Source organism: Methylobacterium sp. E-041, assembly GCF_022829665.1.
Lineage (GTDB): Bacteria > Pseudomonadota > Alphaproteobacteria > Rhizobiales > Beijerinckiaceae > Methylobacterium.
Map to the genome: position 1 here is coordinate 22452 of NZ_JAKSYQ010000076.1, position 20057 is coordinate 42508.

Here is a 20057-nt window from a genome sequence, read left to right on the forward strand (position 1 = left end):
GGACGGCTGGGCTAGGTTCGCGGCGAGGGGGTGCTCGCTCCGAGAGCGCCATGATCGACGACGTCTTCACCTATGGCGGACAGGCCCTGGGTTTCGTGGCGATCGGCCTGTGGGCCTGGCTCGCCCTGACCGCACCGTCGCTGCAGGCCTGGATCCTGGCACGCTACGAGGACGAGCTGCGTCTCGGCGCCGCGCCGTCGGCGCCCGCGCGCCCGGACCGGATGGGGCTCGTCGCCGGCGGCGTGACGATGGTCGCGATCCTGTGCCAGTCGATCGGGTTCGCGATCCCGGACTGACCGGGCGCCACCCCGCTCAGCGTCTCCCGAACAGCCGCTCGATGTCGTGGCGGCCGAGGGCGACGTAGGTCGGGCGGCCGTGGTTGCACTGGCCGGAATTCGGCGTCGCCTCCATGGCGCGCAAGAGCGCGTTCATCTCCTCCGGGCGCAGGCGCCTTCCGGCGCGGATCGAGCCGTGGCAGCTCATCCGCGACAGCACCGCGTCGAGGCGCCGCCCGAGCGGGCCGTCCTCCAGGGCCCCGGCCCCGCCCTCCTCGACCCCGCTGTCGTCCAGCGCGTCGAGGATGTCGGCGACGAGGTCGCGCACCGAGGCGCCGGCCAAAGCCGCGGGCATCGCGCGCACCAGCACCGCCCCGGGGCCGAAGGCTTCCAGCGACAGGCCGAGCCGGTCGAGCTGGGGGGCGGCCGCGGCCAGCCGCTCGGCGGCCTCGGGCGCCATCTCGATCACGTCGGGGATCAAGAGGCCCTGGCGCAGGATGCCGCCCGCCGCGCGCTCGCGCTTCATCCGCTCGTAGACGAGGCGCTCGTGCGCCGCGTGCTGGTCGACGATCACCACGCCGTCGCGGGTCTGCGCGACGATGTAGGTCTCGTGCAGCTGCGCCCGCGCGGCGCCGAGGGGATGGTCGAGGGCATCCTCGGCGCCATCGAGGCTGCGCAGGTCGGCCGCGGGCGGCGCCAGGTCGGCCATCGGATCCGGAAAGGCGTCGGCCGCGCCGTCCGGCGCCAGCGGTGCCTGCGCCGCCTCGCCGAAGCCGTGCGGCCGATCCGGCGCCGGCCGGTGGAAGCCGGACGGGGCCGCGACGGACGGGGTGCCCGGGCGGAACAGGCCGGTCCGCGCGCTCTGGAACAGGCTCGGGCTCGCCGTCCCGCCATGCTGCGTCAACGGGATGCCGCCCGAGGGACGCAGTGCCTCGAGGGTGCGGGCCGCCACGCCGGTCGAGGCCCGCGCCCCGCCGCGGCGCAGCGCCTCGTGGATCGCGCTGACGACGAGCGCCCGCACCAGCCCCGGATCGCGGAACCGCACCTCGGTCTTGGCCGGGTGGACGTTGACGTCGACGAGGCCGGGCTCGCAGGCGATCGCCAGCCCGAGCACCGGATGACGGTCGGAGCGCAGGGTGTCGGCGTAGGCGCCGCGCACCGCACCGAGCAGCAGGCGGTCGCGCACCGGCCGGCCGTTCACCGTGAAGTGGATGTGGTTGGCCGCGCCGCGGTGGAAGGTCGGCAGCCCGACATGGCCGGTGAGCGAGAAGCCCTCCCGCGCCATCGCCACCGGCAGGGCGTTCGCGGCGAAGTCCGATCCCAGCACCTGCGCGAGCCGGGCGAGGCTCGCGGTCGCGTCGTCCGGCTCGGCTCCGGCGAGGGCCGGCAGCACCAGCGGCGTGCCGTTCTCGCTCGTCAGCGTGAAGCGGATCGCGGGCTGCGCCACCGCGAGCCGGCGCAGGATGTCGGAGACCGCCGCGCTCTCGGCGCGGTCGGATTTCAGGAACTTCAGCCGCGCCGGCGTCGCCGAGAACAGGTCGGTGACCTCGATCCGGGTGCCGCGCGCCGCCGGCGCCGGGCGCACCGCGCCGCGCAGGCCCGCCTCGACGGTGAGCGCCGCGCCCGAATCCGCGTCCGCCGTGCGGGTGGTGATCGACAGCCGCGAGACCGCGCCGATCGAAGGCAGCGCCTCGCCGCGGAAACCCAGCGTGTCGATCCGGGTCAGGTCGCCGCCCGGCAGCTTCGAGGTGGCGTGGCGCTCGACGGCGAGCAGCAGGTCGTCCGGCGACATGCCGGCGCCGTCGTCGACCACCCGGATCAGCCGCCGGCCGCCGGCCTCGATCGTCACCGCGATGCTGCGGGCGCCGGCATCGATCGCGTTCTCGACCAGCTCCTTGACCGCCGAGGCCGGCCGCTCGACCACCTCGCCCGCGGCGATGCGGTCGACGAGGACCGGGTCGAGACGGCGGACGGGCTGCGGGGCGGACATGTCCGGCCGCTTATAGACCCTGCCCGCGCCTCGATCCATCGGCGGCGGCGATCCGCCGGTGGATCCGGTCTCCTCCGATGCTCCGCCGCCCCGTGCCGTTGACGCTGCATTAACCACGCCCGGCTAGCCTTCGTTAACCACGCGGAAGCGGTGCGACGGTCGTCTTCGCACGCGCCCAGCCAGGGGAGTCGGGATCCGGTGCTGGGCTTGGAGGGCGAGGGGCATGCGCGACGGGAGGCGGGCCTTGCCTGCGGCCTCGCGCTGCTGCTCGCGGGCCTGCCGGCCGCCGTCGCGATCGCCCTCCCCGGCCCGGCGCAGGCGCAGGCAACGCGGTTCGAATCCCTGAGCCCCGTCGCCGGCCAGCCCGACAACCCGGGCATCGGACAGGATCCCGGCCAGGACGGATTGCCGGTGCTGCGCCGCAACCGCCTGTCGGAGGGCCCGCCCCGCCTCGGCAACGGCAATTCCGGCGAGGCGGCGGGCGGCGAATCCTCCGGCGGCCTCACCTCCGGCGGCGCCAGCCTGTCGGGGCCGACCGGGGCCGAAGCCGGCGCCTCGAATCTCGACACCCGGGTCCGCTCCTCCGGCAGCCGCACCGGCGGCGCCACGTCCGGCACCAACAACCGCGCCCCGATCAGCCTGCTGCGTCAGCGCGCGGCGCCGCCCCGGCGCCTGGGGACGGCGACCAAGCGCTACACCCAGGATGTCACCCAGATCCCCGCGCCGGCCCTGCGGCTCTCGCCGGTGATCCAGAACCCGGTGGTCGGCGTGCCGCTGCCGGCCGAGGCGCCGCGGCCGCAGGCGCCGGGATTGCCGCTGATCAACCCGCTGAGCGGCGTCCTCACGCCGGGGGCGCTGCTGACCAACAGCCTGCGGCGGCCGATCGCCACCGAGGACGCCTACGCGCCGCTCGGGATCAGGCTCGGCAGCTTCACGGTGCTTCCGTCCTTCACCCAGAGCCTCGGCTACGACACCAACCCGGACCAGACCACGCCGTCGCTCGCCAAGGGCTCGGTCGCGCTCCGGAGCGAGGGGGAGCTGAATTTCCGCTCGGACTGGTCGCGGAGCGAGCTCGCCGGCGAGTTGCGCGCCGGCTACCTCGAGACGCCGGAGAACGAGGCTGCGAGCCGCCCGAACGCGGCCGGCACCGTGCGCCTGCGGATCGACGCCAACCGCGACCTGCGGATCGACGCCGAGACCCGCTTCCTCGTCGACACCCAACGCACCGGCAGCCCCAACCTCCAGGCCGTGACCGCGACCAACCGGCCGATCGTCGCGACCTACGGCACCTCGCTCGGCGCGACCGAGACCTTCAACCGGCTCTCGGTGTCCCTGCGCGGCTCGGTCGACCGCTCCGAGTTCGAGGATGCCCGGCTGTCGGACGGGACGGTGATCAGCCAGGCCGACCGCAACCAGAACCAGTACAGCATGCGCCTGCGCACGGCCTACGAGGTGACGCCGGAGATCAGCCCCTTCGTCGAGCTGCTCGCCGACACGCGGGTCTACGACCTGCGCCGCGACACCAGCGGCCTGCGCCGCGATTCCGACGGCATCGCCGCCTCGGTCGGCGCGACCGTGAACTTCACCCGCTCGATCAGCGGCGAGATCTCGGGCGGACTTCAGCACCGCACCTACGTCGACCCGAGCCTGCGCGGCCTCGACGCGCCGATCCTCGCAGCCGCCCTGGTCTGGGCGGCGACCCCGCTGACCACCGTGCGCCTGAACGCGCAGGCCGGCGTCACCGAGACGACGGTCCCCGGCTCCAGCGGCATCCTGACCCAGACGGCGACGCTGGAGGTGCAGCACGACCTCCTGCGCAACCTCTCGATCATCGTCGGCGGCGCCTACCTCCGCAACGACTACCAGGGGGTGTCGATCCGCGAGACCGGCTTCTCGGCCACCGCCCGGCTCGATTACCGCTTCAACCGCTGGCTGACGCTGCGCGGCACCTACCTCTACCAGGAGATCACCAGCACGGCGGCGACGGCGAGCTTTTCCGACAACACCTTCCTGCTCGGGCTGCGGGTGAACCCGTAGCCCCGGTGCGCGGGCCCTCCCGGTTCAGCGCACCAGCGCGAGGGAGGCGCCGGACTTGGTGAGCGCGCCGTCGAGGGCGCCGCCGCCCTGCCGCAGGCGGGCGGCCACCGTGCCGCCCTGCTGGTACAGGTAGACCTCGCCGTCGCGGAAATCCCAGGCCGTGACCTTGGCCAGATCTTTGTTCGGGCAGCCGGCGGCGGAGGCCTTGTAAAGGTCGAGGGCCGGCGCGCTCGAGAGCGTCACCTTGCAGCTTCCGCCGGTCGCGTCCTTGGCGTCCCAGGCGCCGACCACCGAGGCGCGCCCGCTCGCCACCACCGGCGGGGCCGGGGGCGGGGCGACCACCGGCTCGGGGATGACGTTGGAGGCCGGCGGGGCGATCGACGCCTGCGCGCCGATCGGTGCCTCGTCCGGCGCGGCGGTGGCGCCGGGCGGCGGCGCGAGCGGCGCCGAGGTCACGGCGCCGGAGGGCATCGCCGGGGCGATGTTGTCGATGGCGGCTTGCTGTGCCGGCCCGCGGACGCGGGGTCCGTCGAAGCGCTGGGACGCGCAGGCGCCGAGCCCTGCCGCCAGCGCGAGGAGGGCGATCGTCGAACGGTACTGACGCGGCATCGGTCTCGGCTTCCCCGGCGCACGTGCGGCGCCCCTTGCGAGCCCTTGCGTCCGGGGCAATTGCGATGCCCGCAAGGCGGCCGGTCGGGGAACGGTCTTCGGAGGGCCCGCGCGCGAGGCTTTTCGGGCCGAGTGTGGCGGGGCGGCCTCAGTCGGCCGCCCCGCCGGATCACACCGTGCGCTCGACCATCATCTTCTTGATCTCGGCGATCGCCTTGGCCGGGTTCAGGCTCTTCGGGCAGGTGTTGGCGCAGTTCATGATCGTGTGGCAGCGATAGAGCTTGAACGGGTCGTGCAGCGCGTCGAGGCGGTCGCCGGTGTTCTCGTCGCGGCTGTCGATCAGCCAGCGATAGGCCTGCAGCAGCGCCGCCGGGCCGAGGAATTTCTCGCCGTTCCACCAGTAGCTCGGGCACGAGGTGGTGCAGCAGGCGCACAGGATGCACTCGTACAGCCCGTCGAGCTTGGCCCGGTCCTCGGGCGTCTGCGGCCACTCCTTCTCGGGCGCCAGGGTGTCGGTCTTGAGCCAGGGCTCGACTGAGGCGTGCTGGGCGTAGAAGTTCGTTAGGTCGGGGACGAGGTCCTTCAGCACCGGCATGTGCGGCAGCGGATAGATCTTCACCGCGGCGGTCTTGCGGCCCTTCGCGTGCTCCTGGCACTCGTCGATGCCCATGGTGCAGGCGAGCGCGTTCTGGCCCTCGATGTTCATGGCGCAGGAGCCGCAGATGCCTTCGCGGCAGGAGCGGCGGAACACCAGCGTCGAGTCGACCTTGTTCTTGATCCACAGCAGCGCGTCGAGCACCATCGGCCCGCAATCGTCGCGGTCGACCTGATAGGTGTCGATCCGCGGGTTCTTCCCGTCGTCCGGGTTCCAGCGGTAGACGCGGAACTCCTTGAGGTTCTTGGCCCCCGTCGTCGCGGGCCAGGACTTGCCCTCGGTGATCTGGGAGTTCTTGGGGAGGGAGAATTCGGCCATGGCTGTCGTTGGCTTCCGCTAGAGTCGATCGAAGCAACGATCGGCAAGACGCATCGGGAACGCGGTCCCGCCGATCGGCTTTCCGAAGCGCGCAGCTTAGTAAACGCGCGCCTTCGGCTCGATGTACTGGATCTCGTTCGACATCGTGTAGGTGTGGACCGGGCGGTAATCGATGCTCACCCGGTGGGCACTCTCGTCGAGCCACGACAGGGTGTGCTTCATCCACTCCTTGTCGTTGCGGTCGGGGAAGTCCTCGCGAGCGTGCGCCCCGCGCGATTCCTCGCGGTTGGCGGCCGATTCCATGGTGACGACCGCCTGGCCGATCAGGTTGTCGAACTCCAGGGTCTCGAGCAGGTCGGTGTTCCAGACGAGCGACCGGTCGGTGATGCGGATGTCGGCGGATGCCGACCACACCTTGTGGATCAGGCCCTTGCCCTCCTCCAGCACCTCGCCGGTGCGGAACACGGCGCAGTTGTTCTGCATCGTCTTCTGCATCTCGAGGCGCAGGTCCGCGGTCGGCGTGGAGCCGTCGGCGTAGCGGAAGCGGTCGAGGCGGGTCAGCGCCTTGTCGGCGGAATCCTTGGCCAGGTCCATCGGCCGGCCGTTCGGCTCGACGATCTCGGCGCAGCGCTGGCCGGCGGCGCGGCCGAACACCACGAGGTCGATCAGCGAGTTCGAGCCGAGGCGGTTGGCGCCGTGCACCGAGACGCAGGCCGCCTCGCCGATCGCCATCAGGCCGGGCACGACGGTGTCGGGGTTGCCGTCGCGCAAGGTCAGCACCTCGCCGTGATAGTTCGTCGGGATGCCGCCCATGTTGTAGTGCACCGTCGGCAGCACCGGGATCGGCTCCTTGGTGACGTCGACGCCGGCGAAGATCTTGGCGGATTCCGAGATGCCCGGCAGGCGCTGGTGGAGGATCGCCGGGTCGAGGTGGTCGAGGTGCAGGAAAATGTGGTCGCCGCCCTTGCCGACGCCGCGGCCGGCCCGGATCTCCATGGTCATCGAGCGCGAGACCACGTCGCGCGAGGCGAGATCCTTGGCCGACGGGGCGTAGCGCTCCATGAAGCGCTCGCCCTCGGAATTCGTCAGGTAGCCGCCCTCGCCGCGGGCGCCCTCGGTGATCAGGCAGCCGGCGCCGTAGATGCCGGTCGGGTGGAACTGCACGAACTCCATGTCCTGCAGCGGCAGGCCGGCGCGCAGCACCATGGCATTGCCGTCGCCGGTGCAGGTGTGGGCCGAGGTCGCCGAGAAGTACGAGCGGCCGTAACCGCCGGTGGCGAGGATCACCATCTGCGCGCGGAAGCGGTGGATCTCGCCGGTGGCCTGGTCCATGGCGATGACGCCGCGGCAGCGGCCCTCGTCGTCCATGATCAGGTCGAGGGCGAAGTACTCGATGAAGAAGTTGGTCTGGTTCCTCACCGCCTGCCCGTACAGGGTGTGGAGCATCGCGTGCCCCGTGCGGTCGGCGGCCGCGCAGGTGCGCTGCGCGGTGCCCTTGCCGTAATCGGTGGTCATGCCGCCGAACGGGCGCTGGTAGATCTTGCCCTCTTCCGTGCGCGAGAACGGCACGCCCCAGTGCTCGAGCTCGTAGACGGCCGCGGGAGCGTTGCGCACGAGATACTCGATCGCATCCTGGTCGCCGAGCCAGTCCGACCCCTTCACGGTGTCGTACATGTGCCAGCGCCAGTCGTCCGGGCCCATGTTGCCGAGCGAGGCCGAGATGCCGCCCTGCGCCGCCACCGTGTGCGAGCGGGTCGGGAACACCTTGGTGATGCAGGCGGTGCGCAGGCCCGCCTGGGAGCAGCCGACGGTGGCGCGCAGGCCCGCGCCGCCCGCGCCGACGACCACCACGTCGAAGGTGTGGTCGGTGATGGGATAGGCGGGTCCCTGCCCGTTCTGTCCGTTGGCGGCCATGGAAGGCTCCTTCAAGATCGCGAGTGGCAGGTCAGACGAGGCGGCCGAGCCCCACGCGCAGGATCGCGTAGAGGCAGGCCACGGCCACGACGACCGCGTAGAAGTTGTTGGCGAACACCGCGGCGATCTTCAGCCCCGGGCTGTGGACGTAATCCTCGATGATCACCTGCATCCCGAGACGCATGTGGATCGCGACCGAGGTCACGGCGAGGATCAGGACGATCGCGACGAAGGGGTGCGACACCAGGGCCACCGCCTCCGCGTAGGAGCGGCCGGCCATCAGCGCGATGATCACCACGAAGGCGAGCATCAAGGGCGCGTTGGCGGCGGCGGTCAGCCGCTGCATCCACCAATGCCCGACGCCGTGGTGGGCGACGCCGAGGCCGCGGACGCGGGCGCGGGGCGTGCGGATCGAGACCTGCGGGTTCTGAAGGATCTTGGCCTTGGCCATGGCGGGAACTCCTCAGCGCGCCAGAAGGGCGACGGCCCAGACGACGATGGTCAGCGTCGTTGAGCCGATCAGGGTGGCGCGGGCCAGCGCCATGCGCTTGTCGCGGTCGAAGCCGTATCCGGCATCCCACACGAAGTGCCGCAGGCCGCCCAGCATGTGGTGCAGCAGGATCCAGGTGTAGGCGAACAGCACGATCCGCCCGATCCAGGACCCGAAGAACCACGCCACCCAGGCGTAGGCCGCCGGGCCGGAGGCGAGCGCCACGAGCCAGATCGCGACGAGCGCGGTGCCGCCGTAGAGCGCCGTGCCGGTGACGCGGTGGAACACCGACATCGCCATCGTCCAGGTCCAGCGATAGATCTGGAGATGCGGCGAGAGCGGCTGGGCGACGGTGGGGCGTGCGGTGGGTGCCATCGTGCGGGAGGCCTCGTGTCGTTCTCGGAACCGGGTCGATCTTGGAATTGGACCGTCTCTAATCTGTAGCGCTAGAGGCCCGAGCGTTTCGCCGCAATGCGGCATGGCAGGACGGAGATGACGATTTCGTCGGGATATCGCCTGCCGCCGGGCACGGCGGGCGCCGTTCTCGCGACACGTATCCTTCTCATGGCAGTCGCCCGATCAGCCGCCACCAGAGGTAGTCGAGCGGCGCGGCGACCAGCAGCGTCGCGACCCCGTAGGCGAAGGTCGCGCGCGTCGCGTCCTTCAGCGACACGCCGCCGAGCTCGCGTGCGAACACGATGGGCGGCGCCTGATACGGGAAGAACAGCGTCGCGTAGCCGAGAACCTGCACCATCACCACGTCGAGCACAGGCCAGCCGCTGGCCTGCGCCATCTCGCCCGCCAGCGCCGTGTAGAGCGCGGGCGCGCCGTTAGCCGTGACCACGAGGGTGAGCGCCGTGGCGACGCCGGTCAGCACCGCGAAGTTCTGCACGGTCGCGCCCGGGCTCAGGGGCGCGACCGCCAGCAGCGCGTGGCCGAGCCGCTCGCCCAAGCCGGTCTCGTTGACGACCGCCACGAGGCCGAGCAGCGCGGCGATGTAGAAGCAGGTGCGCAGCGAGACCTGCGCGAAGGCGTCCGCCGGCAGCACGCCGATCCGCGGCATCAGGCAGATCACCGCGGCCGAGAGCCCGACCCAGGCCGGGGCGATGCCGTGCAGCCCGTCGGTCATCCATAGCGCCAGCGTGCCGACGAGGATCGCGGCCAGCCGGCGCTCGGCGGGCGAGGCCGGGGGCAGGGCCGGCAGCGCCGCGGCACCGGATTCGAGCCGGTCGGGGAACAGCGTCACGAGGAGTGCCACGAGCAGCACGCCCTTCACCAGCGCCAGGACCGGCGCGTGCAGCCAGAGATAGGGCAGGTAGGTGAGGTGCAGGCCCTGGAGCCGCTCGGCCGCGCCGGCCATCACCAGGTTCGGCACGTTGGCGGGCAGGATCGCCGCCGACAGGATCGGGGTCGCGAGCCCGACCGCCATCACCGCGCCGATCCGGCCCTTCCGCCCGGGCGCCAGCCCGAACGCGTCGCAAAGCGACAGGGTCACCGGAATCATCAGCGCGATGCGCCCGAGGTTCGACGGCATCACGAAGGCGAGCAGGAAGCTGAACCCCACGAGCCCGGCGACGAGGCGCGGATAGGAGCCCGAGAGCCGGCCGCTCAGCCCCTGCGCCAGGCGTGCGCCGAGGCCGGTCCGCGTCATCGCGAGGCCGACCACCATCCCCGACATCACCAGCCAGAAGGCCGAGGCCGCGAAGCCGGAGAACACCGTCGCCGCCGTGCCGAGCTTGAGCAGCATGGCGAGGGCGAAGAACAGCAGCGCGGTGACGATCTCGGGCAGCAGCGCCGTCGCCCAGAGGCCCATGCAGAGCACGAGCAGCGCGCCGGTCGCCCAGATCGTCGTCCCGCCACCCACGCCGCCCTGCCCCTACCCTGTTCGATCCGCCCGATGGTTAGGGGCCCGATTGGAACGGTTCGCAATACGGATTTCCTTGATGGTGCCTTCGCGATCGGCGAAGGCTGAGCGTTGGGAGCGCGCGTTTCGCAGTCGCTCGTGCATCGCGGTGGCGCCGGCAGCGGCTTCGCGGCCCGCGTAAGGAAGCCGGGCGATGATGCGCTTCGACCTGTCCGACCTCACCCTCTTCCGCCACGTGGTCGAGGCCGGCTCGATCACCCACGGGGCGGCGCGCGCGAACCTCGCGCTCGCCGCCGCCTCGACGCGGATCCGGGCAATGGAGACCTCGCTCGGCGCCGCCCTGCTCACCCGCACCCGTCTCGGCGTCACGCCGACCCCGGCCGGGCGGGCCTTGCTGGCGCATGCCCGCGGGCTGATCGCCGCGATCGAACGGATGCAGGGCGAGCTCTCGGCCTTCTCCGGCGGCACGGTCGGGCAGATCCGGGTCCTGGCCAACACCAACGCGCTCACCGAATTCCTGCCGGATGCGCTGGCCGCCTACCTAGCGAAGAACCCCGGGGTCAGCGTCGAGATCGACGAGCACACCTCGGACGAGATCGTCGGCCTCGTCGCGGACGGGCAGGCCGACCTCGGCATCCTGTCGGGCACGGTCGACACCGGCGACCTCAAGACCTTCCCGTTCCGGCAGGACCGCTTCGTGCTGGTGGCGGCGCGCGGGCACGCCCTGGCCGGGCGCGGGGCGGTCGCCTTCGCCGAGGTGCTGGCGCACGACCTCGTCGGCCTAGACCGGGCGAGCGCGCTCACCCGGTTTCTCGCCGACAAGGCGGCGCGCGTCGGACGCCCGATGCGCCTGCGCGTGCAGCTGCGCGGGTTCGACGCCGTCTGCCGCCTCGTCGATGCCCGCGTCGGCGTCGGCATCGTGCCCGAGAGCATGGCCCGGCGGGTCGCCCGCGGCCTCGACATCGCCGTCGTGCCGCTGGTCGAGCCGTGGGCGACGCGCGCCCTGACCCTGTGCCTGCGCAGCTACGAAGGCTTGCCGACCTTCGCGCAGGAATTCGTGACGCACTTGCGCGACGGTCGCGACGCCTGAACAGACCGCACCATGTCGTCGTCGATGAAGGCGCGACGCGATCTCTACCTTCGGTAGAACATTGCCACGATGTTTCTCGCTGGTCACGAAGGGTTGATCGCGAAGAACTACGCAAGGATCTTCTTTTCGGGATGGTTGCGACTTCTGTACCGCGCGGGCGTGTCGAAGGCGCCCCTGCCGGAGGGATGTGCTCGCCATGCCTGCTCAGACGGACTGCTTCGATGTCGTGGTGATCGGCGCCGGCCTGGCCGGAACCTGCCTGGCCGGCCGCCTCGCCCGCGACGGCCGCAGCGTCGCGCTGATCGACACCCACGCCGTCCACCCGCACGATTTCCGCGCCGAGAAGTACGGCTCCGCGCAGATGTCGCTGTTCGAGTCCCTCGGGTTCGGCGCCGCCGCTCGCGGGTGCACCACGAGGACCGACACCGTCCGGGTCGTGCGCTTCGGCAGCCTCGCGCATTGGGAGCGCAACACCGAGTACGGCGCCGCCTATCCCGACCTGATCAACGCCCTGCGGGCCGACCTGCCCGCCGGGCTGCTCACCGTCGGCCGGGTCGCCGACCTCGATCTCGGCCCGGAGCGGCAGGTCGTCACCCTCGGCGACGGGCGCCGGTTCGCCGGCCGCCTCGTGGTGCTGGCGACGGGGCTCGGCGACGTGCTGCGCCGCAAGGCCGGGATCGTCCGGCGCGTGATCGGCGAACGCCACTCGCTGGCCGTCGGCTTCGACATGGCGGCGCCGCGCGACGCCTTCCCGTTTCAGGCGATGACCTACTTCTCCGAACGGTTCGGCGGGCGCGACGCCTACCTGACGCTGTTCCCGCTCGGCGAGACCATGCGGGCGAACCTGTTCGGCTACCAGCAGCCGAACGCCCCCTGGGCGAAGGCGTTTCGCGCCGAGCCGGAGGCGGCCCTGCGCGCGCTGATGCCGGGGCTCGCGGCCCATTGCCCGGACCTCGCCGTCGCCGGCTCGGTCGAGGTGCGCCCGATCGACCTGATGCGGGCCGAGGGCCACGTCCGCGACGGGGTGGTCCTCGTCGGCGACGCGTTCCAGACCGCGTGCCCGATTCCCGGGACCGGGATCGGCAAGGTGCTGACCGACGTGCGGCAACTGGCCGACGCCCACCTGCCGGGCTGGCTCGCGACGCCCGGCATGGGTGCCGACAAGGTCGCCGCGTTCTATGCCGACCCGGTCAAGGTCGCCTGCGACGCGGCGAGCCTGCGATCCAGCCTCTACGCCCGCGCGCTCGCCACCGAGACCGCCCTGCCCTGGGCGGTCCGCCGGGTGCGCAACCGCGTCGCGCGCCACGCGATCCGCTACGCGACGGGCGCCTCGCAGGGAGCGGTGCGCGCCGCCTCGGCGGTCGCGGCCCACCTGGCGCTCTGACCGCGCCGGGCGGTTGCCCCGTGCGGCCATCGGCGTAGCCTCGGCCGCGCGACGGGACGGAAAGGACGGCCATGGCGATTGCGACGGTGGACGCGCTCGGAAGCCGCCGAGGGGCGATGGTGCTGCTCGAGGTGCTGCGCTCGGAGGGGGTTCGCTACATCTTCGGCAATCCCGGCACCACCGAGCTGCCGCTGATCGACGCGCTCACCGAGACCCCCGACATCGCCTACGTGCTGGCGCTGCAGGAGGCGAGTGCGGTGGCGATGGCCGACGGCTACGCGCATGCCGCGCGCCGGCCCGCCTTCCTCAACCTCCACACCGCCGGCGGCCTCGGCCACGGCTTCGGCAACCTGATCAACGCCCACGTCTCGGGCACGCCGCTGGTGGTGACGGCGGGCCAGCAGGATTCGCGTCACGCGATCACCGATCCGCTGCTGTTCGGCGACCTCGTCAGCCTCGCCACGCCCGCCGTGAAGTGGGCGCGCGAGGTCACCAACGCCGACCAGCTGCCGATCCTGCTGCGGCGCGCCTTCCACGACTGCTCGGCCGCGCCCTCGGGCCCGGTCTTCCTGTCGCTGCCGATGGACGTGATGGAGGCGATGACCGCCGCGCCCGCCGGCGGCGTCTCGACGATCGACCGCTGCGCCGTGGCGGGCTCGCTCGAGCGGCTCGCCGACCACCTCGCCGCGGTGGCGCCCGGGCGCCTAGCCGTCATCGCCGGCGACGAGATCGACGCCAGCGACGCCTCCGGCCAGGCCGTGGCGCTCGCCGACCTCCTCGGCGCGCCGGTCTACGGCTCGTCCTGGCCGGCCCACATCCCCTTCCCCACCGCGCATCCGCTCTGGGCCGGGAACCTGCCGACCAAGGCCACGGAGATCGCCGGCATCCTCGGCGCCTACGACGCGGTGTTCGCGCTCGGCGGCAAGTCGCTGATCACGGTGCTCTACACGGAAGGCTCGGCGGTGCCGGCCGGCACGCAGGTGTTCCAGCTCTCGGCGGACGTGCGCGACCTCGGGCGCACCTACGAAACCACCCTCTCGATGGTCGGCGACGTGCGCGCCTCCCTCGACGCGCTGCTGCCGCTCCTGAGGCCGCGCCTCGCGGAGCGGGCCGACGCCTATGCCGAGCTGCGGGTCGCGGCCGCGCGGATCTACGCGGCCCGTCGCGGAAAGCTGACCGAGGCGGCCGATGCCGCCTTCGCCGACCCGGTGATCGCGCCGCTGGTCGCCGCCCGCGAGATCGCCCGCGCCGTCGGCGCCGACACCGCCATCGTCGATGAGGCGCCGGCGACGATGGCGCATCTGCGCACCTTCCTGCACAGCGACAAGACGCACCAGTACGCCTCGATGCGCGGCGGCGTCCTGGGCTGGGGAATGCCGGCCTCGGTCGGCACCTCGCTCGGCCTCGACCGCGCGCCGGTGGTCTGCGTCGTCGGCGACGGCGCGGCGATGTACTCGCCCCAGGCGCTGTGGACCGCCGCCCACGAAGCGCTGCCGGTGACCTTCGTGGTGATCAACAACGCCGAGTACAACATCCTGAAGAACTACATGAAGTCGCAATCCCACTACGCGTCGGTGCGCGCCAACCGCTTCATCGCCATGGACCTCGTCGATCCGCGCATCGACTTCGTCGCGCTGGCCGCCTCGATGGGCGTGCCGGCGCGGCGCGTGACCCGGGCGGCCGACATCGCGGCGGCGATCGAGCACGGGATCCGGTCGGGCGCGCCGAACCTGGTCGAGGTGGTGGTGCGGGCGACCTGACGGGCGGCGTGCCTCACGGCAGCAGCAGGATCGATCCCGTCGTTTCGCGTGCCTCCGCCGCGCGGTGCGCCGCGACCGCCTCCGCGAGCGGGAACCGCGCGCCGATGCGCGCGACGATCGCCCCCGAGGCGATGGCGGCGAAGACCTCGGCCGCGTTGGCCCGCAGGTCCGCGGGGTCGGCATTGTGCGGAAACACCGACGGGCGGGTGAGGAAGAGGCAGCCCTTCTTGTTCAGCAGCTCCGGCTCGATCGCCGGCGCCGGCCCGGAGGCGGCGCCGTAGAGCACCACGAGGCCGAAGGGCGCGGCGAGGTCGAGCGAATGCAGGAAGGTGTCGCGGCCGACCGAATCGTAGACGACCCGCGCCTTGCGGCCGCCGGTGGCGGCGAGCAGTGCCTCGGGCCAGCCCCCTCGCGAATAGTCGATCGCCACGTCGCAGCCGGCCTCGCGCGCCACCGCGCACTTCTCCGCCGATCCCGCGGTGCCAACCACGGTGGCGCCGAGCGCCTTGGCCCAGCGGCACAGGATCTGCCCGACGCCGCCGGCCGCGGCATGGACCAGCACCACCTCGCCCGGCTGGACCGCGTGGGTGCGCCGGAGCAGGTACTGCGCGGTCATCCCCTTGAACAGCAGGGCGGCGGCGTCCTCGTCCGAGACCGCGTCGGGGATCGCCACCAGCTTGTCCGCCGGCACGACGCGCCGGTCGGCGTAGCTGCCGAGCCCCGCGTTCATATAGGCGACCCGGTCGCCGACCCGGAACCCCGCGACGCCCTCGCCCAGCGCCTCGATCCGCCCGGTGGCCTCGTGGCCGAGCCCGGTCGGCAGCGGCAGCGGGTAGACCCCCTTGCGCTGGTAGACGTCGATGAAGTTGAAGCCGATCGCGGTCTGGCGCAGGAGCACCGCGCCCGGTCCGGGCGGGGGCAGGTCGACGGCTTCGAGGCGCATCGCCTCGGGGGCGCCGAACGCGCGGAGGATGACGGCGTTCGCGTCTGTCATGGCGGTTCTCCGAGGCCGGGCGACGGTCTCGACCACCTAGCCCTGCGCCCGGCATCTGCCTAGAAGGCCGGGACCGGAATCGGAAAGGGGTCGCGATGGCCGTCACCGACGTCGCCGCGGATTCGCTCGCCGCCCTCGACACCCCCTGCCTGCTCCTCGACGAGGCGCGCCTGACCGCCAACGTCGCGCGGATGCGGGCGCGGCTCGCCGGCCTCGGCGTCGCCTTCCGGCCCCATCTCAAGACGGCGAAGTCCCTCGACGTGGCGCGCCGCGCGATGACCGGCCCGCGCGGGCCGGCCATGGTCTCGACGCTGCGCGAGGCCGCCTACTTCGCCGAGGGCGGCGTGACCGACCTCACCTACGGCGTCGGCATCGCGCCGCAGAAGCTCGATCGGGTCGGCGGCATCCGCCGGCAATACGGGGCCGACCTCGCGATCATCCTCGACAGCGTGGCGCAGGCCGAGGCCGTCGCGGCGTGGGTGGCGGCCAACCGCGATCCCGTCTGCGCGCCCCTGCCCGTCCTGATCGAGGTCGACGCCGACGGGCACCGCTCGGGGGTCGCGCCGGACGACGCCGGGACGCTGACGGCGATCGGCCGCGTCCTCGTCGCCGGGGGCGCGGTGCTGCGCGGGGCGCTGCTGCATGCCGGCGACAGCTACGGCCTGAGCGAGCCTGAGCGGATCGCGGCGGCGGCGGAGGCCGAGCGCGCGGCCGGCGTCGCGGCGGCCGGGCACCTGCGGGCCGCCGGCCTCCCCTGCCCCGTGGTCAGCATCGGCTCGACCCCGACCGCGCGGTTCGCCGAGGCGCTCGACGGCGTGACCGAAGTGCGGGCCGGCGTCTTCATGTTCGGCGACCTGTTCCAGGCCGGCATCGGCACCTGCGCAACCGGGGACATCGTCCTGTCGGTGCTGGCGACGGTGATCGGGCACCAGCGCGCGAAGGGCTGGATCATCGTCGACGCCGGATGGATGGCGCTGTCGCGCGACCGCGGCACCGCGCGCCAAGCCGTCGACCAGGGCTACGGGATCGTCTGCGATCCGGCGGGGACGCCCTACCCCGACCTGATCGTGCGCGACGCCAACCAGGAGCACGGCATCGTCGCCCTCCGCCCCGGATCCGCAGCCGCGCTGCCGGACCTTGCCTTGGGCGCGCGCCTGCGCATCCTGCCCAACCATGCCTGCGCCACCGCCGCGCAGCACGGAAGCTACCACGTGCTCGACGCCGCCGGGCGCGTCTCCGCCACGTGGCCCCGCATCGCCGGCTGGTGATCCTCCCCATGACAGATCCGATCGAGCGCATCGCGACGAAGGCCGTGCCGGAGCCCGCCGGGCACTATGCCCAGGCGACGGCATGGCGCGACCTCGTCTTCGTCTCGGGCCAGCTCGGGCCCCGCCCCGACGGCAGCCATACCTTCGACCGCCCGTTCGAGGAGCAGGCCCGGCAGGCGCTGGCCAACGTGCTCGCCATCCTCGGCGCGGCCGGATGCGGCCCGGAGCGCGTGCTCAAGGTCACCGCCTACCTGGTCGGCGTCGAGAACTGGCCGGCCTTCGATCGGATCTACGCGGAGATGTTCGGCGCGGCCCGCCCCGCCCGCGCCGTGGTGCCGGTGCCGGGCCTGCACCACGGCTACCTCGTCGAGATCGAGGCCGTCGCCGCGCGCCCGGACCCGGCCTGAGCCGACCCATCGCGGCCGTTTACCGATCGCCGGGGGCATCCCCCAAACGGGTGATGTGCGGGTCATCGGAATCGCGGTGTTCTCTCGTGTCCGAGCCTGACGAGGGAGCCCGACATGCGAAACCGCCAGGATTTTCCGATCTGGACGCGAAGCCGGGCGCAGCGTCACGCCGCGCGCGGCTGCAGCCGGCTCGTGGTCGGCCTGATCCTCCGGTTGGGCCGCCGGCGGCCGTCGCCCCCGGTCGCGGACGAGCGTCCCTCGAACGTCCTGCCGTTCAAGATCCCCGCGACCGCGCAACCTTTCCGGCCCCCGCCGGCGCCGGTGGGCGACCTGCGGCACGGGTGAGGCCGCAGGTCTCTCAGAACCGCTCGACCCAGGGGCGCAGCTCCAGCTCCTGGGTCCAGGCGCTGCGATCCTGGCGCAGCACGTCGCGGTAGCTGCGGGCGATGGCCTCCGGGTCGAGGTGGCTGTCGGGGGCATCCGGCGCCTCGGGCGCGCGGGCCGGGTTCCGGATCGCGCCGTCGATGACGAAGTGGGCCACGTGGATGCCCTGGGGCTGCAGCTCGCGCGACAGGCTCTGGGCCAGGCCGCGCAGGGCGAACTTGCCCATGGCGAAGGCCGACGAGCCGGCGAACCCCTTCACGCTCGCCGAGGCCCCGGTGAGCAGGATCGCGCCGTGCCGGGCCGGCAGCATGCGCCGGGCGGCCGCCTGCGCCACCAGGAACCCGCCGAAGGCCGAGACGGCGAGCGCCTGGGCGACGGCCGCCGGGTCGAGCTCCGCGATCGCGCCGCGCACGCGCCCGCTGGCGTTGTAGACCACCACGTCCGGCGGGCCGCCGAGCGCCGGCTCGATCGCGGCAAACAGCGCCTCGACGTCGTCCGGCCGGCTCGCGTCGCAGGCGTGGACCGCCGCGCCGGTCTCGCGGGCGAGCGCGTCGAGCTTGCCGACGTCGCGGGCCGCCAGCCCAACCCGCAGGCCGTCGGCGGCGAGTTGCCGGGCGAGCGCCGCGCTGAGGCCCGAGCCGGCCCCGACGATCAGGGCGCGATGATAGGTCGGTCTCATGGAGGCGGCTTCCGGGTTGTCCGACGGGGCAACGTCGGGCGGGCGGGGCCGGTTCGCGCGCAGGGGCGACGGGTCAGTCCCGCCGCTCGCGGAAGAAGGCGCGCAGCAATGCCGCCGCCTCGTCCTCGCGGAAGCCGCCATACACATCCGGCGCGTGGTGGCAGGTCGGATGATTGAACACGCGGGCGCCGTTCTCGACCCCGCCGCCCTTGGGGTCGGCGGCGCCGTAATAGAGCCGCCGGATCCGCGCGAAGCCGATCGCGCCCGCGCACATCGGGCACGGCTCCAGGGTCACGTAGAGGTCGCAGCCCGGCAGCCGGTCGTCGCCGAGGGCGGCGCAGGCGGCGCGGATCGCCAGGATCTCCGCATGCGCCGTCGGATCGTTCAGCGCCCGCGGCCGGTTGTGCGCCACCGCCAGCACGACGCCGCCGCGCACGATGACGGCACCGACCGGCACCTCGCCGGCCTCCGCCGCGCGGCGCGCCGCGGAGAAGGCGAGATCGAACGGCGACGTCTTCGCGGGAGGGATCGAGTCGGGCACGAGGACGTTCCTAGCCGCCGGCACCGCCGCCGCAAAGCGCGCCGCACCGGCCGACACATCGACCCCAATCCGATCAATGTTAATCGGCGGAACATTCAGCTGGGGCCGGCCGTTTCTCATCCAACGCGGCACGGCCGCATTCAGGATGAGGAGCCGGCGATGAGCAGCACCACCGACAAGATCAAGGGCGCCGCCAACGAGGCGGTCGGCAAGGCCAAGCAGGGCATCGGCAACGCGACGGACAACGCGAACCTGAAGGCCGACGGCGCCGCGCAGGAAGCCAAGGGCAAGGCCGAAGGCGTCAAGGGCGACGTGAAGTCGGCCGTCGGCAAGTAAGCCTCGCAGCAACGCATCCCCCGGTGCGGATGCGGGTTTCGTTCCGCATCGGGGTTCGGTCGGCCGGTCGGTGCGTCCCCCGGCCTTGCATCAACGCATTCGTTTCCAGGAGGTCTGCATGATCGGTTGGGCCATCACCTTTCTCGTGGTCGCGTTGGTCGCGGCGCTCCTCGGCTTCGGCGGCATCGCCGGGACGGCGATGGAGGCGGCCAAGATCGTCTTCTTCGTGGCCATCGCCCTGTTCCTGGTCTCCGCCGTGTTCGGCGTGATGCGCGGACGCGCGCCGCGGCTCTGACCGGCCGGACTAGTTCTGCGTTGTGAGAAGGGCGGCCCGGATCGGGCCGCCCTTCTCGCGTGCCGGGGTGCATTGGAACGCGTGCGGGCGTAGCCTCAGGTGCCCTCACCTCACCCTGTCCGGTCCATGAATCCCCAAACCTGGGCGCTCTTCCTCTGCGCCGTCTTCCTGCTTTCCGGCACCCCCGGCCCGAACATGCTGCACGTGATGACGCGCAGCCTTCGCTTCGGCCTCGGAGCCAGCCTGTTCGCCATGGCCGGGTGCCTGTCGGCCGTGGTGCTGGTGCTCTGAGCCTCGGCGACGGGGCTGGGCGCCGTGCTCGCCGCCTCGCCCAACCTGTTCGCAGGGCTGCGCTATGCCGGCGTCGCATACCTGGTCCTCCTCGGGATTCAGGCGTGGCGCGGGGCCGGCGGGGTGCCGCAGGTCGGAACGGGACCGATCGCCCCCTCCGCCGGCGGCCTGTTCCGGGGCGGGTTCCTGATCGGGGCGAGCAACCCGAAGCTCCTGCTGTTCGCGGCGGCGTTCCTGCCGCAATTCATCGATCCCGCCGCGGATCAGGGGTTGCAGCTGACGATCCTGGTCGCGACCTTCGCCGCCGCCGAGGCGTTCTGGTATGCCGTCTACGCCCTCGGCGGCCGGCAGCTCGCGCGCCATCTCGCCAGGCCTGCGCTGCGGCGCCTGTTCGACCGGGCCACCGGTGCGATCTTCGTCGGCTTCGGGCTCGGCCTGCTGGCCGGACGCCCCTGAGCGACGATCCGTCTCGCGCG

General features: G+C 72.6%; 22 protein-coding genes. 12 read left to right on the forward strand and 10 right to left on the reverse strand.

The genetic code is table 11. The features are described 5' to 3' along the window. Positions 1 to 50: 50 nt before the first annotated feature. Positions 51 to 296, forward strand: coding sequence for a hypothetical protein (locus MKK70_RS07015; protein WP_147844588.1), 246 nt, complete (start codon positions 51 to 53; stop codon positions 294 to 296). Positions 297 to 312: 16 nt separating this feature from the next. On the opposite strand, the gene mutL is transcribed toward MKK70_RS07015, so the two are convergent. Then, the gene (gene mutL / locus MKK70_RS07020) at positions 313 to 2265 is read right to left on the reverse strand and encodes a DNA mismatch repair endonuclease MutL (protein WP_243946541.1); all 1953 of its coding nucleotides are present in this window, start codon (positions 2263 to 2265) and stop codon (positions 313 to 315) included. A 198-nt stretch (positions 2266 to 2463) separates the two neighbouring features. On the opposite strand from mutL, the gene MKK70_RS07025 reads away from it, so the two are divergent. After that, positions 2464 to 4302, forward strand: coding sequence for an outer membrane beta-barrel protein (locus MKK70_RS07025; protein WP_243946543.1), 1839 nt, complete (start codon positions 2464 to 2466; stop codon positions 4300 to 4302). A 24-nt stretch (positions 4303 to 4326) separates the two neighbouring features. Here the strand turns inward: MKK70_RS07025 and MKK70_RS07030 are convergent, their stop codons facing one another. The 6 genes from MKK70_RS07030 to MKK70_RS07055 form a co-directional block, all read right to left on the reverse strand. Further along, the gene (locus MKK70_RS07030; protein ID WP_243933827.1) at positions 4327 to 4911 is read right to left on the reverse strand and encodes an AprI/Inh family metalloprotease inhibitor; all 585 of its coding nucleotides are present in this window, start codon (positions 4909 to 4911) and stop codon (positions 4327 to 4329) included. Positions 4912 to 5080: 169 nt separating this feature from the next. Continuing rightward, positions 5081 to 5884, reverse strand: a complete 804-nt coding sequence (locus MKK70_RS07035) for a succinate dehydrogenase iron-sulfur subunit (protein WP_147727562.1) — start codon at positions 5882 to 5884, stop codon at positions 5081 to 5083. A 96-nt stretch (positions 5885 to 5980) separates the two neighbouring features. Beyond that, positions 5981 to 7798 carry a succinate dehydrogenase flavoprotein subunit gene (sdhA, locus tag MKK70_RS07040; RefSeq protein WP_243946545.1) on the reverse strand — a complete coding sequence of 606 codons (1818 nt, stop codon included), beginning with the start codon at positions 7796 to 7798 and terminating at the stop codon, positions 5981 to 5983. A 31-nt stretch (positions 7799 to 7829) separates the two neighbouring features. Next, a complete protein-coding gene (gene sdhD / locus MKK70_RS07045) occupies positions 7830 to 8249 on the reverse strand; it encodes a succinate dehydrogenase, hydrophobic membrane anchor protein (protein ID WP_147727560.1) in 420 nt (139 codons plus the stop codon). 12 nt (positions 8250 to 8261) lie between these two features. Further along, positions 8262 to 8663, reverse strand: coding sequence for a succinate dehydrogenase, cytochrome b556 subunit (gene sdhC / locus MKK70_RS07050; protein ID WP_147843280.1), 402 nt, complete (start codon positions 8661 to 8663; stop codon positions 8262 to 8264). 187 nt (positions 8664 to 8850) lie between these two features. Next, on the reverse strand, positions 8851 to 10152 hold the full coding sequence (locus MKK70_RS07055) for an SLC13 family permease (protein WP_147843279.1): 1302 nt from the start codon (positions 10150 to 10152) through the stop codon (positions 8851 to 8853). 193 nt (positions 10153 to 10345) lie between these two features. Here MKK70_RS07055 and MKK70_RS07060 point away from each other — a divergent pair, with 193 nt between their 5' ends. The 3 genes from MKK70_RS07060 (at position 10346) to MKK70_RS07070 (ending at position 14386) form a co-directional block, all read left to right on the forward strand. Beyond that, positions 10346 to 11242, forward strand: coding sequence for a LysR substrate-binding domain-containing protein (locus MKK70_RS07060; RefSeq protein ID WP_243946547.1), 897 nt, complete (start codon positions 10346 to 10348; stop codon positions 11240 to 11242). Between the two features lie 196 nt (positions 11243 to 11438). Further along, entirely contained in the window at positions 11439 to 12626 is a 1188-nt protein-coding gene (locus MKK70_RS07065; protein WP_243933829.1) for an FAD-dependent oxidoreductase, read from the forward strand. 71 nt (positions 12627 to 12697) lie between these two features. Further along, positions 12698 to 14386, forward strand: a complete 1689-nt coding sequence (locus tag MKK70_RS07070; protein WP_243946549.1) for a thiamine pyrophosphate-binding protein — start codon at positions 12698 to 12700, stop codon at positions 14384 to 14386. Positions 14387 to 14399: 13 nt separating this feature from the next. Here MKK70_RS07070 and MKK70_RS07075 read toward each other — a convergent pair whose 3' ends face one another. Then, a complete protein-coding gene (locus tag MKK70_RS07075) occupies positions 14400 to 15380 on the reverse strand; it encodes a quinone oxidoreductase family protein (RefSeq protein ID WP_243946551.1) in 981 nt (326 codons plus the stop codon). 95 nt (positions 15381 to 15475) lie between these two features. Here MKK70_RS07075 and MKK70_RS07080 point away from each other — a divergent pair, with 95 nt between their 5' ends. From MKK70_RS07080 to MKK70_RS07090, 3 genes are all read left to right on the forward strand, one after another. Beyond that, positions 15476 to 16648, forward strand: a complete 1173-nt coding sequence (locus MKK70_RS07080) for an alanine racemase (RefSeq protein ID WP_243946553.1) — start codon at positions 15476 to 15478, stop codon at positions 16646 to 16648. A gap of 8 nt (positions 16649 to 16656) precedes the next feature. Then, positions 16657 to 17055: a RidA family protein gene (locus MKK70_RS07085; protein ID WP_147729782.1), complete on the forward strand. Its 399-nt coding sequence runs from the start codon at positions 16657 to 16659 to the stop codon at positions 17053 to 17055. 114 nt (positions 17056 to 17169) lie between these two features. Next, on the forward strand, positions 17170 to 17400 hold the full coding sequence (locus MKK70_RS07090) for a hypothetical protein (RefSeq protein WP_243946555.1): 231 nt from the start codon (positions 17170 to 17172) through the stop codon (positions 17398 to 17400). 13 nt (positions 17401 to 17413) lie between these two features. Here the strand turns inward: MKK70_RS07090 and MKK70_RS07095 are convergent, their stop codons facing one another. Both MKK70_RS07095 and MKK70_RS07100 read right to left on the reverse strand, forming a co-directional pair. Continuing rightward, positions 17414 to 18118, reverse strand: coding sequence for an SDR family NAD(P)-dependent oxidoreductase (locus MKK70_RS07095; RefSeq protein WP_147859137.1), 705 nt, complete (start codon positions 18116 to 18118; stop codon positions 17414 to 17416). A gap of 73 nt (positions 18119 to 18191) precedes the next feature. Further along, entirely contained in the window at positions 18192 to 18659 is a 468-nt protein-coding gene (locus MKK70_RS07100; RefSeq protein ID WP_243946556.1) for a nucleoside deaminase, read from the reverse strand. Between the two features lie 159 nt (positions 18660 to 18818). On the opposite strand from MKK70_RS07100, the gene MKK70_RS07105 reads away from it, so the two are divergent. The 4 genes from MKK70_RS07105 to MKK70_RS07120 all read left to right on the forward strand — a co-directional run bounded on the left by MKK70_RS07105 (position 18819) and on the right by MKK70_RS07120 (position 20037). Beyond that, complete coding sequence (locus MKK70_RS07105) at positions 18819 to 18995, forward strand: CsbD family protein (RefSeq protein WP_147729527.1); 177 nt, start codon at positions 18819 to 18821, stop codon at positions 18993 to 18995. A gap of 118 nt (positions 18996 to 19113) precedes the next feature. Beyond that, positions 19114 to 19290, forward strand: coding sequence for a DUF1328 domain-containing protein (locus tag MKK70_RS07110; protein WP_147729528.1), 177 nt, complete (start codon positions 19114 to 19116; stop codon positions 19288 to 19290). A 126-nt stretch (positions 19291 to 19416) separates the two neighbouring features. Next, complete coding sequence (locus MKK70_RS07115; protein ID WP_243946559.1) at positions 19417 to 19581, forward strand: hypothetical protein; 165 nt, start codon at positions 19417 to 19419, stop codon at positions 19579 to 19581. Between the two features lie 15 nt (positions 19582 to 19596). Further along, the gene (locus tag MKK70_RS07120) at positions 19597 to 20037 is read left to right on the forward strand and encodes a LysE family translocator (protein ID WP_279603558.1); all 441 of its coding nucleotides are present in this window, start codon (positions 19597 to 19599) and stop codon (positions 20035 to 20037) included. The last annotated feature ends 20 nt before the right edge of the window (positions 20038 to 20057 follow it).

Excerpts from the sequence above, each read along its gene's own strand:
- MKK70_RS07015 (WP_147844588.1), top strand. The coding sequence starts at position 51 with ATGATCGACGACGTCTTCACCTATGGCGGACAGGCCCTGGGTTTCGTG.
- mutL (WP_243946541.1), bottom strand. The coding sequence starts at position 2,265 with ATGTCCGCCCCGCAGCCCGTCCGCCGTCTCGACCCGGTCCTCGTCGAC.
- MKK70_RS07030 (WP_243933827.1), bottom strand. The coding sequence starts at position 4,911 with ATGCCGCGTCAGTACCGTTCGACGATCGCCCTCCTCGCGCTGGCGGCA.
- MKK70_RS07035 (WP_147727562.1), bottom strand. The coding sequence starts at position 5,884 with ATGGCCGAATTCTCCCTCCCCAAGAACTCCCAGATCACCGAGGGCAAG.
- sdhA (WP_243946545.1), bottom strand. The coding sequence starts at position 7,798 with ATGGCCGCCAACGGACAGAACGGGCAGGGACCCGCCTATCCCATCACC.
- sdhD (WP_147727560.1), bottom strand. The coding sequence starts at position 8,249 with ATGGCCAAGGCCAAGATCCTTCAGAACCCGCAGGTCTCGATCCGCACG.
- sdhC (WP_147843280.1), bottom strand. The coding sequence starts at position 8,663 with ATGGCACCCACCGCACGCCCCACCGTCGCCCAGCCGCTCTCGCCGCAT.
- MKK70_RS07060 (WP_243946547.1), top strand. The coding sequence starts at position 10,346 with ATGATGCGCTTCGACCTGTCCGACCTCACCCTCTTCCGCCACGTGGTC.
- MKK70_RS07065 (WP_243933829.1), top strand. The coding sequence starts at position 11,439 with ATGCCTGCTCAGACGGACTGCTTCGATGTCGTGGTGATCGGCGCCGGC.
- MKK70_RS07070 (WP_243946549.1), top strand. The coding sequence starts at position 12,698 with ATGGCGATTGCGACGGTGGACGCGCTCGGAAGCCGCCGAGGGGCGATG.
- MKK70_RS07075 (WP_243946551.1), bottom strand. The coding sequence starts at position 15,380 with ATGACAGACGCGAACGCCGTCATCCTCCGCGCGTTCGGCGCCCCCGAG.
- MKK70_RS07080 (WP_243946553.1), top strand. The coding sequence starts at position 15,476 with ATGGCCGTCACCGACGTCGCCGCGGATTCGCTCGCCGCCCTCGACACC.
- MKK70_RS07085 (WP_147729782.1), top strand. The coding sequence starts at position 16,657 with ATGACAGATCCGATCGAGCGCATCGCGACGAAGGCCGTGCCGGAGCCC.
- MKK70_RS07090 (WP_243946555.1), top strand. The coding sequence starts at position 17,170 with ATGCGAAACCGCCAGGATTTTCCGATCTGGACGCGAAGCCGGGCGCAG.
- MKK70_RS07095 (WP_147859137.1), bottom strand. The coding sequence starts at position 18,118 with ATGAGACCGACCTATCATCGCGCCCTGATCGTCGGGGCCGGCTCGGGC.
- MKK70_RS07105 (WP_147729527.1), top strand. The coding sequence starts at position 18,819 with ATGAGCAGCACCACCGACAAGATCAAGGGCGCCGCCAACGAGGCGGTC.
- MKK70_RS07110 (WP_147729528.1), top strand. The coding sequence starts at position 19,114 with ATGATCGGTTGGGCCATCACCTTTCTCGTGGTCGCGTTGGTCGCGGCG.
- MKK70_RS07115 (WP_243946559.1), top strand. The coding sequence starts at position 19,417 with ATGAATCCCCAAACCTGGGCGCTCTTCCTCTGCGCCGTCTTCCTGCTT.